This is a genomic window from Curtobacterium sp. MCBA15_005, from assembly GCF_001864855.1.
Taxonomy (GTDB): domain Bacteria; phylum Actinomycetota; class Actinomycetes; order Actinomycetales; family Microbacteriaceae; genus Curtobacterium; species Curtobacterium flaccumfaciens.
The window spans coordinates 271548-287453 of record NZ_MJGL01000056.1; the positions used below are offsets into that span (position 1 = coordinate 271548).

Annotated in this window: 12 protein-coding genes; 10 read left to right on the forward strand and 2 right to left on the reverse strand. The window is 71.3% G+C overall.

Features of this window, described 5'->3' with window-relative positions; genetic code table 11:
* The first annotated feature begins 1 nt into the window (after nt 1).
* The 8 genes from BIU89_RS14995 to BIU89_RS18985 all read left to right on the forward strand — a co-directional run bounded on the left by BIU89_RS14995 (nt 2) and on the right by BIU89_RS18985 (nt 11792).
* Nucleotides 2-934, forward strand: a complete 933-nt coding sequence (locus tag BIU89_RS14995) for a carbohydrate ABC transporter permease (protein ID WP_241660435.1) — start codon at nt 2-4, stop codon at nt 932-934.
* Between the two features lie 101 nt (nt 935-1035).
* Complete coding sequence (locus tag BIU89_RS15000; RefSeq protein ID WP_071247941.1) at nt 1036-1842, forward strand: carbohydrate ABC transporter permease; 807 nt, start codon at nt 1036-1038, stop codon at nt 1840-1842.
* Between the two features lie 119 nt (nt 1843-1961).
* Nucleotides 1962-4280, forward strand: coding sequence for a family 78 glycoside hydrolase catalytic domain (locus tag BIU89_RS15005; protein WP_071247730.1), 2319 nt, complete (start codon nt 1962-1964; stop codon nt 4278-4280).
* A gap of 177 nt (nt 4281-4457) precedes the next feature.
* Nucleotides 4458-5630, forward strand: coding sequence for an L-rhamnose isomerase (gene rhaI / locus BIU89_RS15010; protein WP_071247733.1), 1173 nt, complete (start codon nt 4458-4460; stop codon nt 5628-5630).
* A gap of 4 nt (nt 5631-5634) precedes the next feature.
* Entirely contained in the window at nt 5635-7719 is a 2085-nt protein-coding gene (locus BIU89_RS15015) for a bifunctional rhamnulose-1-phosphate aldolase/short-chain dehydrogenase (RefSeq protein WP_083404402.1), read from the forward strand.
* A 33-nt stretch (nt 7720-7752) separates the two neighbouring features.
* A complete protein-coding gene (locus BIU89_RS15020; RefSeq protein WP_071247736.1) occupies nt 7753-9240 on the forward strand; it encodes a rhamnulokinase in 1488 nt (495 codons plus the stop codon).
* Nucleotides 9237-10562 carry an alpha-hydroxy acid oxidase gene (locus tag BIU89_RS15025; RefSeq protein WP_217642838.1) on the forward strand — a complete coding sequence of 442 codons (1326 nt, stop codon included), beginning with the start codon at nt 9237-9239 and terminating at the stop codon, nt 10560-10562. Before BIU89_RS15020 ends, BIU89_RS15025 begins: the two co-directional genes overlap by 4 nt.
* 291 nt (nt 10563-10853) lie before the next feature.
* On the forward strand, nt 10854-11792 hold the full coding sequence (locus BIU89_RS18985; protein ID WP_254791656.1) for a glycoside hydrolase family 16 protein: 939 nt from the start codon (nt 10854-10856) through the stop codon (nt 11790-11792).
* 102 nt (nt 11793-11894) lie between these two features.
* Here the strand turns inward: BIU89_RS18985 and BIU89_RS15035 are convergent, their stop codons facing one another.
* On the reverse strand, nt 11895-12701 hold the full coding sequence (locus BIU89_RS15035; protein ID WP_071247741.1) for an isocitrate lyase/PEP mutase family protein: 807 nt from the start codon (nt 12699-12701) through the stop codon (nt 11895-11897).
* A gap of 114 nt (nt 12702-12815) precedes the next feature.
* Nucleotides 12816-13178 (reverse strand): hypothetical protein, encoded by a 363-nt coding sequence (locus tag BIU89_RS15040; RefSeq protein WP_071247743.1) that lies wholly within the window; start codon nt 13176-13178, stop codon nt 12816-12818.
* Nucleotides 13179-13373: 195 nt separating this feature from the next.
* On the opposite strand from BIU89_RS15040, the gene BIU89_RS15045 reads away from it, so the two are divergent.
* Nucleotides 13374-14915, forward strand: a complete 1542-nt coding sequence (locus BIU89_RS15045; RefSeq protein WP_071247746.1) for an MFS transporter — start codon at nt 13374-13376, stop codon at nt 14913-14915.
* The gene (locus BIU89_RS15050; RefSeq protein WP_071247749.1) at nt 14908-15888 is read left to right on the forward strand and encodes an alpha/beta hydrolase; all 981 of its coding nucleotides are present in this window, start codon (nt 14908-14910) and stop codon (nt 15886-15888) included. The genes BIU89_RS15045 and BIU89_RS15050 overlap by 8 nt, the downstream gene beginning before the upstream one ends.
* Nucleotides 15889-15906 lie beyond the last annotated feature (18 nt).

Consider the following 15906-nt stretch of genomic DNA (forward strand, 5'->3'; position numbering starts at 1 on the left):
TGTGACCGCGACCCTCACGACGGCGGTGGCCCCGCCGCAAACACGCAAGGCCGGCCGCCCCGGACCAGCGCGCAAGCGGATGCGCTCGTTCTACCCCGCGTGGTTCTTCATCCCCGCGATCGCGCTGTACGTCGTGTTCTTCGCGGTCCCGACCTTCGCCGGGTTCTACTTCTCGCTCACCCGCTGGACGCTGTTCGACCAGACCTTCATCGGCTTCGACAACTTCGTCCGGTTCTTCCAGGACCCGCAGCTCGTCTCCGGGTTCGTGCACACCTTCCAGTACGGCTTCGTGACGAGCGCGGCGAAGGTGGTCCTCGGACTCGCCCTCGCCCTGCTCCTCACGTCGCCCGTGCTGGGGCGCGGCTACCTGCGGGCGGTCGTGTTCTTCCCGGTGCTCGTGTCGACCATCGGCATCGGCATCACGTTCAAGGCGCTGATGGACCCGTTCCACGGGATCATCAACGGCGTGCTGGGTTCGGTCGGCCTGCCCACCCCCGGGTGGCTGACCGACCCGGCGCTCGCACTGTGGAGCGTCGCAGCGGTGGACGTCTGGAAGGGCGTCGGCATCGCGACGCTCATCTTCATCGCCGGCATCGTGGCGATCCCGCAGGAGTACTTCGAGGCGGCACGGGTCGACGGCGCGAGCGCGTGGTCGATCTTCCGGAACATCACGTTGCCGCTGTCCCGCCCCGCGATGGGCACGGTCATCATCCTGTCGCTCATCGGCGGCCTGCGGTCGTTCGACCTGATCTGGGCGATGACCGGCGGTGGGCCGGGGTTCACCAGCGACGTGATCGCGAGCGTGATCTACAAGCAGTACCAGGCCGGGTTCTACGGCCTGTCCACCGCCGGCAACGTGGTCCTGTTCGTCGTCGTCACGGCGATCATGGTGCCGATCTCGTGGCTCCTCAACCGCAAGGAGGCGGAACTGTGACCGCCGTCACCACCCCCGGGACCGGTCACGCGCCGGCGTCCGGCAGCCGCCGCCCGACACCGGCGAGCCGGAACCGCCACCCCGGGCGTGCCCGCCGGTGGATCATCGGCTCGATCGCCATCGTCGTCAGCTTCGTCGTGTTCCTGGTGCCGTTCGTCTTCGTCCTGCTCCAGGCGGCGAAGAACCCGGCCGAGGCGAACCAGCTCGGCTTCAGCCTGCCGAGCGACTGGCAGCTGTGGCAGAACCTGCAGGCGGTGTTCCAGAGCGGCGACGGCGGGATCCTCCGCGCGTTCTGGAACAGCGCCCTCCTCACGGTCGGCAGCGTCACCGTCATGGTGGTGTTCTCCGCGATGGTCGGGTACGTCCTGCAGCGGCGGCCGAGCAAGTGGAACGGGCTGATCAACTTCTTCGTGCTGGCGGGGCTCATCGTGCCGCCGGCGATCGTGCCGACCATCTGGGTGCTGCAGGGGCTCAACCTGTTCAAGACCATGGGCGGGATGATCCTCATCGAGGCGACCTTCGGCCTGTCGTTCTGCATCCTGCTGTTCCGGGCGTTCGTCGCGACGATCCCGAAGGAGCTCGACGAGGCCGCCGTGCTCGACGGCGCCGGCCCGATCCGCCTGTTCTTCGGGGTGGTGCTGCCACTGCTCAAGCCGGTGATCATCACGGTCGTGCTCGTGCAGTCGGTGACGGTGTTCAACGACTTCACGAACCCGCTGTACTTCCTGCCGGGGTCCGAGAACGCGACGGTGCAGCAGACGCTCTACGCGTTCCAGAGCCAGTCGGTCAGCCAGCTCAACCTGCTGTTCACCGACGTGCTGCTCATCACGATCCCGCCGCTGATCCTCTACGTCTTCTTCAACCGTCAGATCGTCGCCGGCATGACCAGCGGCGCCGTCAAGGGCTGACCGCCCACCCCGGCCTGGAGGCGCGACCCGCCTCCGCCACACCGCCCACCCGGGCGGACGGTCGGGCCCACGACCCCCGCACCGGTCGACGACGACCGGTCGCGTGAAAGGACCACCACATGACCACCTGGACCGCACCGTTCATCGCGGCCGACACGGACCTCGGCAGCGCCCCGATCCTGCGTCGGGAGTTCCCCCTCGACGACGGCCACGGCGCCGTGACCGCCGCCACCCTCGACGTCAGCGCCCTCGGCGTCGTCGAGGCCTGGCTCGGCGGGCAGCGTGTCTCCGACCACCTGCTCGAACCGGGGTGGACGAGCTACGAGTGGCGCATCCGCGTCGTCTCGCACGACGTCACCGAGCACCTGTCCGACACCCTCCCCGGCCAGCCGGCCGTGCTCGCGCTCGTCGTCGGCAACGGCTGGGCCGCCGGACGACTGGCCTGGGGCGGCGGTGGCGGCTGGTACACCGACGAGCGTGCCGGGTTCGCCGAACTCCGGATCACGTTCGCCGACGGGCACGAGCAGCACGTCACGACCGACACCGACTGGCAGGCCCTGTCGAGCGCGATCACCGCGGACCAGCTCTACGACGGGCAGGACATCGACGCCCGACTCCGCGACGGCTCGTTCCTGACGCCCGGCGAGGTCACCGTGCCGAGCGTCGACGGCCACCGGGGGCGGACGAGCACGGTGCACACGGTCGACATCGGCGAGCGCGAACTCGTCGCCGACACGGTGCCGCCGGTGCGCCCGCTCGCCGAGATCGCCCCGGTGGCGATCTGGACGAGCCCGTCGGGAGCGACCCTGCTCGACTTCGGCGTGAACCTGGTCGGGTGGCTCCGGGTCACCGCGACCGGCCCGGCCGGCACCGTGCTCACCCTGCAGCACGCCGAGGTGCTCGAGCACGACGAGCTCGGCACCCGCCCCTTGCGCACCGCGAAGGCGACGGACCACTTCACCCTGCGCGGTGACGACGAGCCCGAGACGTTCGAGCCCCGGTTCACGTTCCACGGGTTCCGGTACGCGCAGGTCGACGGCTGGCCGGGCACGCACGACGAACTCCGCGCCGCGGTCACCGCCGTGCAGGTCGGGTCGGACCTCACCCGCACCGGCACGTTCGCGTCGAGCCACGAGCTGCTGAACACCTTCCACGACAACGTCGTCCGGGGCATGCAGGGCAACTTCCTGAGCGTGCCGACGGACTGCCCGCAGCGCGACGAGCGACTCGGCTGGACGGGTGACATCGCCGCGTTCGCCCCGACGGCCTCGTACCTGTTCGACACGCGGACGTTCCTGGCCGACTGGCTGCGCGACGTCTGGCTCGAGCAGCAGCACGCCGACGGGGTCATCCCGTTCGTGGTGCCGGACGTGCTGAAGTACTCCCCCGCCGAGGACTTCGGCACGCCCGACGCGACCGCCGTCTGGTCGGACGCCGGCGTCTGGGTGCCGTGGACCCTGTACCAGGCGTACGGCGACACCGCGGTGCTCGAGGAGCAGTTCGACTCGATGGCCGCACACCTGCGCCGGGTCCGCGACCACCTGTCCCCGGAGGACCTGTGGGACACCGTGTTCCAGTTCGGCGACTGGCTCGACCCGGACGCCCCGCCCGAGGCCCCGGCCGACGCGAAGGCCGACAAGGGCGTCGTCGCGACGATCTGCGCCTACCGGTCCGCGACGATCGTGGCGGACGCGGCGGAGCTGTTGGGAGGCCACGAGGCGCAAGCAGCGGAGTTCCGGGAACTCGCCACGCGCCTCCAGGCCGGGTTCCGCACCCACTACCTGCAGGACGACGGGCGGATCCTGTCGGACGCGACCACGGTGTACACGCTGGCGATCGTGTTCGGGATCCTGTCCGAGCAGGAGCAGGCCGTGGCCGGCGAGCGTCTCGCCGAGCTGGTCGAGGCGTCCGGGTACCGGATCTCGACGGGCTTCGCCGGGACCCCGTTCATCACCGACGCGCTGACGCAGACGGGCCACCTGGAGGACGCCTACCGGCTGCTGCTGCAGACGGAGTGCCCGTCGTGGCTGTACCCGGTGACGATGGGCGCGACGACGGTGTGGGAGCGGTGGGACTCGATGCTGCCGGACGGCACGATCAACCCGGGTGAGATGACCTCGTTCAACCACTACGCACTCGGTGCCGTGGCGGACTGGATGCACCGGGTGGTGGGTGGCCTGTCGCCGCTGTCACCGGGGTACTCGGCCGTCCTGATCGCGCCGCAGCCGGGCGGTGGACTGACGTGGGCGGAGACCTCGCTCGACACCGTGCACGGGCACGTCGCCGTGCGGTGGGAGCTCGTCGACGGGGAGTTGCGCGTCCGGGCGACCGTGCCCGAGGGCGTCTCAGCCGTGGTGCGCCTGCCGGGTGCGCCCGAGCAGCGGGTCGGCGGCGGAACGCACGACCTCCGCGCCCCCACCGCGGTCCCCGCCGCGTAGGGGCCTGGCTCGCAAAACACCGGTGTTCGCGCGTCGAACCCCCGAACGCGCGTGTTCAACACGTGAACACCGGTGTTTTGCGGCACCACCCCACCAGCCCACCACCCCACGGTTGCGGCAGACCTCCGCGGGCCGTACTGTATGAAACGATTCAATCGCACACGAGGAAGTGACACGATGACATCGACCCCGAGCTTCGCCGGCATCGCCGACCAGCTGGCACGACAGCAGATCGAGCTGCCCAGCTGGGCCTTCGGCAACTCCGGCACCCGCTTCAAGGTGTTCAGCACGCCGGGTACCCCGCGCGACCCGTACGAGAAGATCGCCGACGCCGCGCAGGTGCACCGCTACACCGGGCTCGCGCCGACCGTGGCACTGCACATCCCGTGGGACCTGGTCGACGACTTCGCCGACCTCAAGCGCCACGCCGAGGAGCACGGGGTGTCGCTCGGCACCGTCAACTCGAACACGTTCCAGGACGACGACTACAAGTTCGGCGCCCTGACCCACGTCGACGAGACGATCCGGCAGAAGGCGATCGACCACCACCTGCGCTGCATCGACGTGATGGACGCCACCGGCAGCCGCGACCTGAAGATCTGGCTCGCCGAGGGCTCGAACTACCCCGGTCAAGAGGACATGCGCTCCCGCCAGGACCGCCTGCACGAGTCGCTCTCGACGATCTACGACCGCCTCGGTGGCGACCAGCGGCTCGTCCTCGAGTACAAGTTCTTCGAGCCGTCGTTCTACCACACGGACGTCCCCGACTGGGGCACGAGCTACGTGCAGACGGCGGCACTCGGTCCGAAGGCGATGGTCTGCCTCGACACCGGGCACCACGCCCCCGGCACGAACATCGAGTTCATCGTGATGCAGCTCCTGCGTCTCGGCAAGCTCGGTTCCTTCGACTTCAACTCGCGCTTCTACGCCGACGACGACCTGATCGTGGGCGCCGCGGACCCGTTCCAGCTGTTCCGGATCCTGGTCGAGGTCATCCGCGGCGGCGGCTACGACAACCCCGACGTGGCATTCATGCTCGACCAGTGCCACAACGTCGAGGACAAGATCCCCGGCCAGATCCGCTCGGTGCTCAACGTGCAGGAGATGACGGCCCGCGCGCTGCTCCTCGACCGTGTCGCACTGACCGCCGCACAAGAGGCGCACGACGTCCTCGGCGCGAACGAGGTCTTCATGGACGCGTACCAGACCGACGTCCGGAAGGACCTGGCCGAGTGGCGCGAGTCCCGCGGGCTGCCGGCGAACCCGATGCGCGCCTACCTGGAGTCCGGGTACCAGCAGTCGATCGCGGCGGACCGCGTCGGCGGCGTCCAGGCCGGCTGGGGCGCGTAGGAACATGACGAACACAGTGGAGGCACGGGTGGACCCCGCAACGCACGGCACCGACGCAGACACCACGATCCGGGCGCTGGTCGCGCGCTCGAACGCGCTCGGCTCGGATCCGCGGATCACGAACTACGCGGGCGGGAACACCTCCGCCAAGGGCACCGACACCGACCCGGTCACGGGCGAACCGGTCGAGCTGCTCTGGCTGAAGGGCTCCGGGGGCGACCTCGGTACCCTCACCCCGGCGGGCCTCGCGGTCCTGCGCGTCGATCGCGTCCGGGCCCTCCAGGACGTCTACCCCGGGGTGGAGCGCGAGGACGAGATGGTCGCCGCCTTCGACTACACGCTGCACGGCAAGGGCGGAGCCGCGCCGTCGATCGACACCGCGATGCACGCCCTCGTCGACGCCGCCCACGTCGACCACCTGCACCCCGACGCCGGCATCGCGATCGCCACCGCGGCGGACGGTCCGGCCCTGACCGAGCGGATCTTCGGCGACCGGGTCGTCTGGGTGGCCTGGCGCCGGCCCGGGTTCCAGCTCGGGCTCGACATCGCAGGCGTCAAGCGTGACCACCCGCAGGCGATCGGCACGATCCTGGGCGGCCACGGCATCACCGCGTGGGGCGACACGAGCGACGAGGCGCAAGGCAACTCGCGCTGGATCATCGACACCGCCGAGCGGTACCTCGCGGAGCACGGCAAGGCGGACCCGTTCGGCGGCGTCCGAGCGGGGTTCGAAGCACTGCCGACCGACGAACGTCGCGCACGCGCCGCCGCCCTCGCCCCGACGATCCGCGGCATCGCCGGGCACGACAAGCCGGTCGTCGGGCACTTCACCGACAGCGACGTCGTGCTCGAGTTCCTGGCGAGCGAGCGCGCCGAAGCACTCGCGGCCCTCGGCACCAGCTGCCCGGACCACTTCCTGCGCACCAAGGTCAAGCCGCTCATCCTCGACCTGCCGGCCTCGGCGAGCGTCGACGAGCAGACCGCCCGCCTGCGCGAACTGCACGAGCAGTACCGCGCGGACTACCAGGCCTACTACGACCGGCACCGGACGCCGGACTCCCCCGCGATCCGCGGCGCCGACCCGCTCATCGTGCTGGTCCCCGGCGTCGGGATGTTCTCGTACGGCAAGGACGCCCAGACCGCCCGGGTCGCCGGGGAGTTCTACGTGAACGCGATCAACGTGATGCGCGGTGCCGAGTCGGTCAGCACTTACGCCCCCATCGACGAGGCCGAGAAGTTCCGGATCGAGTACTGGGCCCTCGAAGAGGCGAAGCTGCAGCGGATGCCCGCGCCCAGGAAGCTCGCGACGCGCATCGCCCTGGTCACCGGGGCAGCGTCCGGCATCGGCAAGGCGATCGCGAAGCGCCTGGCGGCCGAGGGCGCCGCCGTCGTCATCGCCGACCTCGACCTCGAGAAGGCCACCGCTGCGGCGGCCGAGATCGGCGGCCTCGACCAGGCCATCGGCGTCGCCGCGAACGTGACGGACGCCGCCGCGATCGACCGGGCGATCCAGCAGACGCTGCTGCACTTCGGCGGCCTCGACCTCGTCGTGAACAACGCGGGGCTGTCGCTGTCCAAGAGCCTGCTCGAGACCACCGAGCAGGACTGGGACCTGCAGCACGACGTGATGGCGAAGGGGTCGTTCCTGGTGTCGAAGGCCGCCGCGAAGGTGCTCATCGAGCAGGGCCTGGGCGGCGACATCGTCTACATCTCGTCGAAGAACTCGGTGTTCGCCGGGCCGAACAACATCGCCTACTCCGCCACGAAGGCCGACCAGGCCCACCAGGTGCGGTTGCTCGCCGCCGAGCTCGGTGAGCACGGCGTCCGCGTCAACGGCATCAACCCCGACGGGGTCGTGCGCGGCTCGGGCATCTTCGCGAGCGGCTGGGGCGCCAACCGCGCCAAGACGTACGGCATCGAGGAGCAGGACCTCGGCAAGTTCTACGCGCAGCGCACGATCCTGAAGCGCGAGGTCGTGCCCGAGAACGTCGCGAACGCCGTCTACGCCATCTGCACCGACGACTTCTCGCACACCACCGGCCTGCACGTGCCCGTCGACGCCGGTGTCGCCGCGGCATTCCTGCGGTAGCGACGACCGACGAACACCGAGCAGGAGCAGAGCATGCACACCAGCGGCAGCGTCGCCGCGGTCGACCTCGGGGCCACCAGCGGCCGGGTGATCGTCGGCCACGTCGACTCCGACGGGGTCCGGATGGACCACGTCGCACGGTTCCCGAACGGCCCCGTCACCCTGCACGAGGGCGACGCCGACACCGGCCGCGACGCCCTGCACTGGGACGTCGTCGAGCTGTACCGACAGGTGACCGAGGGGCTGCGGCGTGCGTTCGCCGAGCACCCCGCGATCGCCGGCATCGGCATCGACTCGTGGGCGGTCGACTACGGCCTGCTCCGCGACGGCCGACTGCTCGGGCTGCCGTCGCACTACCGCGACGACCGGCACCAGGGCGGTGTCGTCCCCGTGCACGACCGGATGTCCGCCGCCGAGCTGTACGCCCGGAACGGTCTGCAGCACCTGCCGTTCAACACCCTGTTCCAGTGGGCTGCCGACCCGTCGCTGCAGCTCGCGCAGCGTGCGCTGCTCGTCCCCGACCTGCTCGGGTACTGGCTGACGGGGGTCGAGGCGGCCGAGCGCACGAACGCCTCGACGACCGGGGCCCTGAACGCGACCACCCGTGGGTGGGACCCGGCGGTGCGGGCTGCTGCGGGCCTCCCGGCCGGGCTGCTGCCCACGCTGCGCGACCCGGGCGACCGACTCGGCCCCCTGCTGCCGTCCGTCGCCGCGCTCGTCGGCGGGCAGGCCGACGTGACGCTGGTCGGTTCGCACGACACGGCGAGCGCCGTCGTCGCGGTCCCCGCGACGGAGCCGGACTTCGCCTACATCTCGTCGGGCACGTGGTCGCTCGTCGGCGTCGAGCTCGACGCGCCCGTCCTGTCGGACGCGGCACGACGCGCGAACTGCACGAACGAGGGCGGTGTCGACGGCCGCGTCCGGTTCCTGAAGAACGTGTCCGGACTGTGGCTGCTGTCGGAGAGCGTCCGCACCTGGGAGCGCGGTGGCGACCACGTCGACCTGGAGGCCCTGCTCGCCTCCGCCGCGGCCGTCACCGCCCCGGTCCCCGTCTTCGACCCCGCGGACGAGTCGTTCACGGCACCAGGCGACGTGCCGGCGCGGATCGCCGCGTGGTGCGCGGCGCACGGGCTGAGCGCCCCCGCGTCGCGCGCGGAGTTCGTCCGGAGCATCCTCGAGTCGCTCGCGACGGCGTACGCCGAGACCCTGCGCACCATCGCCGACGTGACCGGCAAGACCATCCGGGTCGTCCACGTCGTCGGCGGCGGCTCGCAGAACCGCCTGCTCTGCCAGCTGACCGCGGACCGCACCGGCCTGCCGGTCGTGGCCGGCCCGGTCGAGGCCACCGCACTCGGCAACGTGCTGGTGCAGGCGCGCGCCGTCGGCCTCGCGGGCCTCGGAGGGGCTTCACTGGAGGCACTCCGCAGCATCGTCGCACGGAGCGTCGAGCCCGTGCGGTACACCCCCTCGGCGTCGTCGCGTGCCGATCCCGATCGATCCCCCGTCAGGAGCCACGCATGACCACGACCGACGACCAGCACCGGATCGACCCCGCAACCGGCGCACCGGCGCCCGCGACCGGGTCCACGTCCGCGGCTCGCACCCGGGTCAAGCGGCAGCTGCCGACGGTGCGGGACCTCGCGCCGCTCATGCAGTTCAAGAAGCCTTCGCTGCCGGGTCGGCGTCAGCGCCTCGAACAGGCCTTGACGATCTGGGACCTGCGGGACATCGCCGCCCGCCGCACCCCGAAGGCCGCGTTCGACTACACCGAGGGTGCGGCCGAGGCGGAGATCTCACTGGCCCGCGCGCGGCAGGCGTTCGAGGACATCGAGTTCACCCCGGCGATCCTGCGGGACGTGTCGAGGGTGGACACCTCGCGCCAGGTGCTCGGGGCGCCGGTGTCGTACCCGTTCGGCATCGCGCCGACGGGCTTCACGCGGATGATGCAGACCGAGGGCGAGCGGGCCGGTGCCCGGGCCGCCGGACGTGCCGGCATCCCGTTCTCGCTCTCCACGATGGGCACCACCGCGATCGAGGACGTCCGCGACGCCAACCCGCACGGGCGCAACTGGTTCCAGCTGTACATGTGGAAGGACCGCGAGAAGTCGATGGCGCTGGTCTCCCGCGCCCAGCAGGCCGGCTTCGACACCCTCCTCGTCACCGTGGACGTCCCCGTTGCGGGTGCGCGGCTGCGGGACAAGCGGAACGGGTTCTCGATCCCGCCGCAGCTCGGCGCGAAGACGATCGTCAACGCGATCCCCCGGCCGTGGTGGTGGTTCGACTTCCTGACCACCGAGCCGCTGGCGTTCGCGTCGCTCGACCGCTGGTCCGGCACCGTCGGCGAGCTGCTCGACCACATGTTCGACCCGACCGTCACCTACGAGGACCTCGCCTGGATCCGCGACCAGTGGCAGGGCAAGGTCGTCGTGAAGGGCGTGCAGTCGCTGGCCGACGCCAAGCGGCTGGCCGACCTGGGGGTCGACGGCATCACGCTGTCGAACCACGGCGGCCGGCAGCTGGACCGCGCCCCGGTGCCCTTCCACCTGCTGCCCGCCGTGGTCAAGGAGGTCGGGAAGGACACCGAGGTGCACCTCGACACGGGCATCATGTCCGGCGCCGACATCGTGGCTGCCGTGGCCCTCGGCGCGAAGTTCACGATGGTCGGCCGCGCCTACCTGTACGGGCTGATGGCCGGCGGCGAGGCCGGGGTGGACCGGATGATCCAGATCCTGTCCGAGCAGATCGAGCGGACCATGCGGCTGCTCGGGGTCGCCTCGCTCGACGAGCTCGAGCCGGGGCACGTGACGCAGCTGCAGCGGTTGCAGCCGATCCCCCGGGTCTGACCCGTCGGCTCGTCGCGCGTTGCACCGTGCACGTTCGGCCGTCGGACACCGGGCGTTCGTCGGTCGATTTCCGTGACGCCCCCCGAACGGGTCACAAATGATGCAAGATGTCCGTGGACGTGTCAACGAAACCCTCGGCATCCGGCCGGCTGATGCGTCCGTCCCTCCCCGCATCCTGCGCCCGAGCATCCACGAGGAGCCCGACATCTCGACCCGAAGCACGTGCACGCCCTCGCGCGGCACGACCCCACGGACCACCCCGACACCCCCGACCACCCGAGGGGGCACCCGATGATCCGCCACCGCGCGATCCTGGCGGTCGCGACCGCCGGCGCCCTGGTCCTCGGCGTCCCCACCGCCGCCTCCGCCCGCACCTGGTGGGGCTGGGACGGCGAACGCCGCTGGCACAACGCCCCGGTGAACCCCACCCCGACGCCGGCCCCGGACGTGACGGAGACCCCGGCCCCCACCGACGAGTGGACCCCGGATGCGGAGCCCGAGCAGGACTCCGCGCCGATCGAGGACTCCGCCCCCGTCGCCGAGCCCGCTCCCGAGGCCGCGCCGGAAGCGGCGCCCGAAGCGGAGGGATCCCTCGCGGACCTGTCCGCGATCGCACCGGACGCCTCGTTCGTCGAGGACTTCAGCAAGGACGCCGTCACGGGCCTGGTCTCGTCGCTGTACCCGCAGTCGTGGCAGGCCTACCCCGACGGCACCTCGGGCATCTACGCGCCGAGCAAGACCGTGTCGGTGCACGACGGCGTGATGGACGTCGCCCTCGGCACCGGTGCCGGAGCGGCCGGCACCTTCGGCTCCTCCGACGGCGCCTGGGACCACGTCGGCGGGTCGTTCTCGGTCCGCGCGAAGGCGACCGGCGGCGACGGCAACGGCGCGGCCTTCATGCTGTGGCCGACGTCGAACGTGTGGGCCGACGGCGAGATCGACTTCCCCGAGGGCAACTTCGAGGACAGCCCCTCGGTGTTCCACCACTCGATGACCCCGGGCAAGGAAGCCGAGCGCGTCCAGCTCGGCACCGGCGTCTCGTGGCGCGACTGGCACACCTACAAGGTCGACTGGGTCCCCGGTCAGTCCGTCACCTACAGCGTCGACGGCAAGGTCCTCGGCACGATCACGCACGACGTGCCGACGACCCCGCACCGCTTCATGTTCCAGGTCGGCAACTGGGGCGAGAAGGGCAACCTGCTCATCGACTGGGTCTCGACGACCGAGTAGCGTCCGCAGGTCCACGACACGGCCGACGGGAGGCCCGGTGCCAGCTGGCACCGGGCCTCCCGTCCGTCTGCGTGGTCATGTTCCGGGCGTCACGCGCGCCGCTCAGAAGAGCGCGTTCAGGTCCGCGTAGTCCACCCCGGCCGCCAGCGAGTCGTAGGTGCCGGTGGTCAGGAGTTCGGCCGTGGCCTGCCGAACGACGGCGTACGCGGCCTGCGCGACGGCGGAACCGAGACTGATGCGGGCCACACCGATCCCGGCGAGTTCCGACACGGTCGGCGACCCCGGACCGGCCATCACGTTCACCGGGCCATCGATCGACTCCACCAGCGCACGGATGGTCTCGACGTCTCGGACTCCGGGGACGAACACGCCGTCCGCGCCGGCTCCGCGGTAGCGACGAGCACGCTCGAGCGTCTCGGCCAGGCGTCGTTCGGGATCGACGAGACCGGCGAGGTGGACGTCGGTCCGTGCGTTGACGAACAGGGGCACCCCGGCTCGTTCCGCCGCGCGCCGGGCCGCCCCGATGCGGTCGGCGAGCGCATCCGGATGCAACCTGCCGTCCTCGATGTTGATCCCGACGGCGCCCGCTTCGAGGACCGCGTCCACCGTGCGCGCCACGCCGTCCGCGTCGTCGGCGTACCCGGACTCGAGGTCGACGGTGACCGGCACCGACACCGAAGCCGCGATCCGCGCGACCGCGTCCATCGCTTCCGCCCGGGTCAGGGTGTTGCCGTCCGGTCGCCCGAGGGACCAGGCGACGCCCGCACTGGTCGTGGCGATCGCGGTCGCGCCGGCATCCTCGACGACTCGGGCGCTCGCGGCGTCCCAGACGTTGACGAGGACGAGTGGCCGGGATGGGTGGTCGTGGAGTCCGTGGAAGGTCGCGGCTCTGGTCGAAGTCGTGTTCACCCCTCGATCCCAGCGGTCCGAGCGCGGACGAGCTGGCGGGTTCCGGACGACGCGGTGGGGCCGCTCAGCCCTCGGGGAGAGGAGACCTGCTCAGCAGGTGCATCGTGCTGCTGCTCAGAGCTTCTCGTCGACGAGCGCGATGAAGCGGCTGCCGATGCCCTCGACCTCGCGCCGCGTCAGGCCGGTGGTGGGCTCGGGCGCCTGGTACGGGGCGTGGTAGTCGCACATCAGGTAGTCCCACTCGGGCCACCACTTCTTCGGGCGCGCCTCTTCGTCGAAGCCGCAGACCACGCACTCCAGGCGCGTCCAGACCTTCTTGGTGCCGGTGCGGTTGGCGCGGGACTGGACGAGCCAGGCGGGCGGGTCCTGCTCGATCGCGTCGAGCTCCGCTTCGCTCAGGCGCGACGGGATGCCGTGGCGGGTCGCCATCTCGAGGGGGATGTCGAGCCGGACGGCGGCTTCGCGGCGGGAGAGCATCCGTCCAGGGTAGGTCCTGCCACTTCCCACCTCGAACTGCGACGGCAGCAACCGGGACGTCCACCGCGGACTTTCCTCGAGTGGGCAGTCCGTGTATGGTCTCGATCACTGAGGTAAAAGGCGCCGCGATCTGCGACGCACCAGCACGCGGCATCGAACGAGTCGCCACTTCTTCCCTCGAAGGAGTGCGCCATCGTGTCCCCCAGTCCCGCTCTCACCACCGGGCACGTACGCGCCGGTGACTCGTCGCCTCGTCTGCGCGACGCCTGGATCGCCCTCGCCGGGCTGTCCGCGGTGTTCCTGTTCGAGATGCTCGACAACTCCGTGCTCAACGTCGCCCTGCCGACGATCGGCCGCGACCTGGGCTCGTCGACGACGGGCCTGCAGTGGGTCTCGGGTGCCTACTCGGTCGCCTTCGGAGGGCTGATGCTGCTCTTCGGCGCCGTCGCCGACCGCATCGGACGCCGTCGGGTCATGCTCGCCGGGCTCGTGCTGTTGGCCGTGGCGAGCCTCGCCACGGCGGTGGTCACGTCGACCGAGCAACTGATCGCCGTGCGCGTCGCGATGGGCGTCGCCGCGGCGATGACGACGCCCGGGTCGATGGCGCTGGCGTTCCGCCTCTTCGACGACGAAGGCCTCCGGGTGCGGGCGCTCACCGTCATCTCGACGGCCGGGCTCGTGGGGCTGGCCATCGGTCCGACCGTCGGCGGGTTCGTGCTCGCCGTCGCGCCGTGGCAGGTGCTGCTGCTGGCCGACGTGCCCATCGCGGTCCTTGCACTCGTCGGCGTCCGGTTGGGTGTCGCCCGCGACGAGGCGGCGGAGCTCCGTCGCGATCCGGTCGACGTGGTCGGAGCGCTGCTCGGCACCGTGACCACGGCCGGAGCGCTCGTGGCGCCGACGATCCTGGTCGAGTCCGGAGCCGCTGGCTGGTGGGGCTGGGCAGTCCTCGCCCTCGCCGCCACCTGCGCGGTGGGGTTCGTCGCCCGTGAGCGGACCGCGCAGCACCCGCTGATCGACCTGCACCTGCTCGCCCGACCACTCGTCTCGAGCGGCCTCGCGTTCAAGGCCGCGTCGGGTCTGGCCGTCGCCGGACTGTCGTACCTCGTGACCCTGCAGCTGCAGTTGGCCTGGGGCTGGCCGCCGGCGCTGGCCGCCGTCGGGACGTTGCCGCAGGTGGTCGTGCTGCTCGTCGGCGGCCGCTTCGTCGGGCCGTTCGTGCAGCGGGTCGGCCTGGGCCGCGCCGCCTGGATGAGCGCCGTCTCGGTCGTCTCCGGTCTCGCGGTCTTCGGCGCCCTGAGCCGGCACGGGTACCCGTGGGTGCTCGTCGCGCTCGTGCTCGTCGCAGCCGGCATGCGGGTCGTCGGCGTCGTCGCCGGCGCGTCGGTCCTCACGGGACTGCCCGCGGACCGCACCTCCGTCGGAGCTGCGCTCGTCGACACCTCGAGCGAGCTCGCGGGCGGTGCCGCCGTCGCCGCGGCGGGGACCATCGTCGCCGCCTTCGTCGCCGGGAGCATCACCACGACCACCTGGACCGCCGCCCGGCTCGAGGGCTTCCAGGACGCCCTCACCGTCGCCGGCCTCGGCCTCGCCGCGGTCGCAGCGCTGCTCGTCGTGGTCGGCATGCTCCGAGCCCGGCCCACCGTCGAACCAGAGGACGAGGCCCCGTCCCAACCTGCCGACACCACCCCTGCACACACCGACCCGATCACCATCACCGAGGAGACCTCCCGTGCCTGACACCATCGCCCTCCCCCGCCCGCCGTTCGATCCCGAGTTCGTGCCCTTCCTCACGGCTATGGACGCGCGAGGCCGCTTCCACCTCACGACCCAGATGCTGCCGCAGATGCGACAACTGGACATGACGGAGGCGCAGCTCGACGAAGGACTGCGTGCTCGCGGCCTCGAGCGGAGCAGCGTCACGATCCCGGGGCACCGCGGCGACCCGATCGACCTCGCCGTGATCCAACGCGCCGGCCGAACCGGCACGGCTGCCCTGGCCTACGCGATCCACGGCGGCGGCATGATGTTCGGCCACCACCTCGGCAACCTCGACTCCTACGACGAGTGGCTGCTGGTGCACGACGTCGTCCTGGTCAGCCCCGACTACCGCCTGGCGCCGGAACACCCGGACCCGTACCCGGTCGAGGACTGCTACGCCGGTCTCGTCTGGGCAGCCGAGCACGCCGACGAACTCGGCATCGACCCGGAGCGCATCGTCCTCGTCGGGCAGAGCGCCGGTGCCGGTCTCGCCGCCGGCACGGCCCTCCTGGCCCGCGACCGACAGGGGCCCTCCGTCCTCGGCCAGGTGCTCGTGAGTCCCATGCTCGACGACCGCGACGCGACACTGTCGGCTCGGCAGTTCGACGGTGTCGGGGTCGCCGACCGGGAGATGACACGGTTCGGCTGGGACGCCTACCTCGGTGACCGGCGGGGTGGCGAAGACGTCTCCGTCTACGCTGCACCGGGCCGCGCGACCGACCTCACCGGGCTCCCGCCCGCGTACATCGACTGCGGCAGCACCGAGGTGTTCCGCGACGAGACCGTCGCCTGGGCCAGCTCGCTGTGGGCGGCAGGAGTCCAGGCGGAACTGCACGTGTGGCCGGGAGCGTTCCACGGATCGACGAGCATGATGCCCGACGCGACGCTGTCGCAGCGGGCCGTGCGGGCCCTGCGCGAGTTCACCGGTCGCCTCCTCAGCCCGGCCGCTTGACGGCGGCCCCGGCACGAG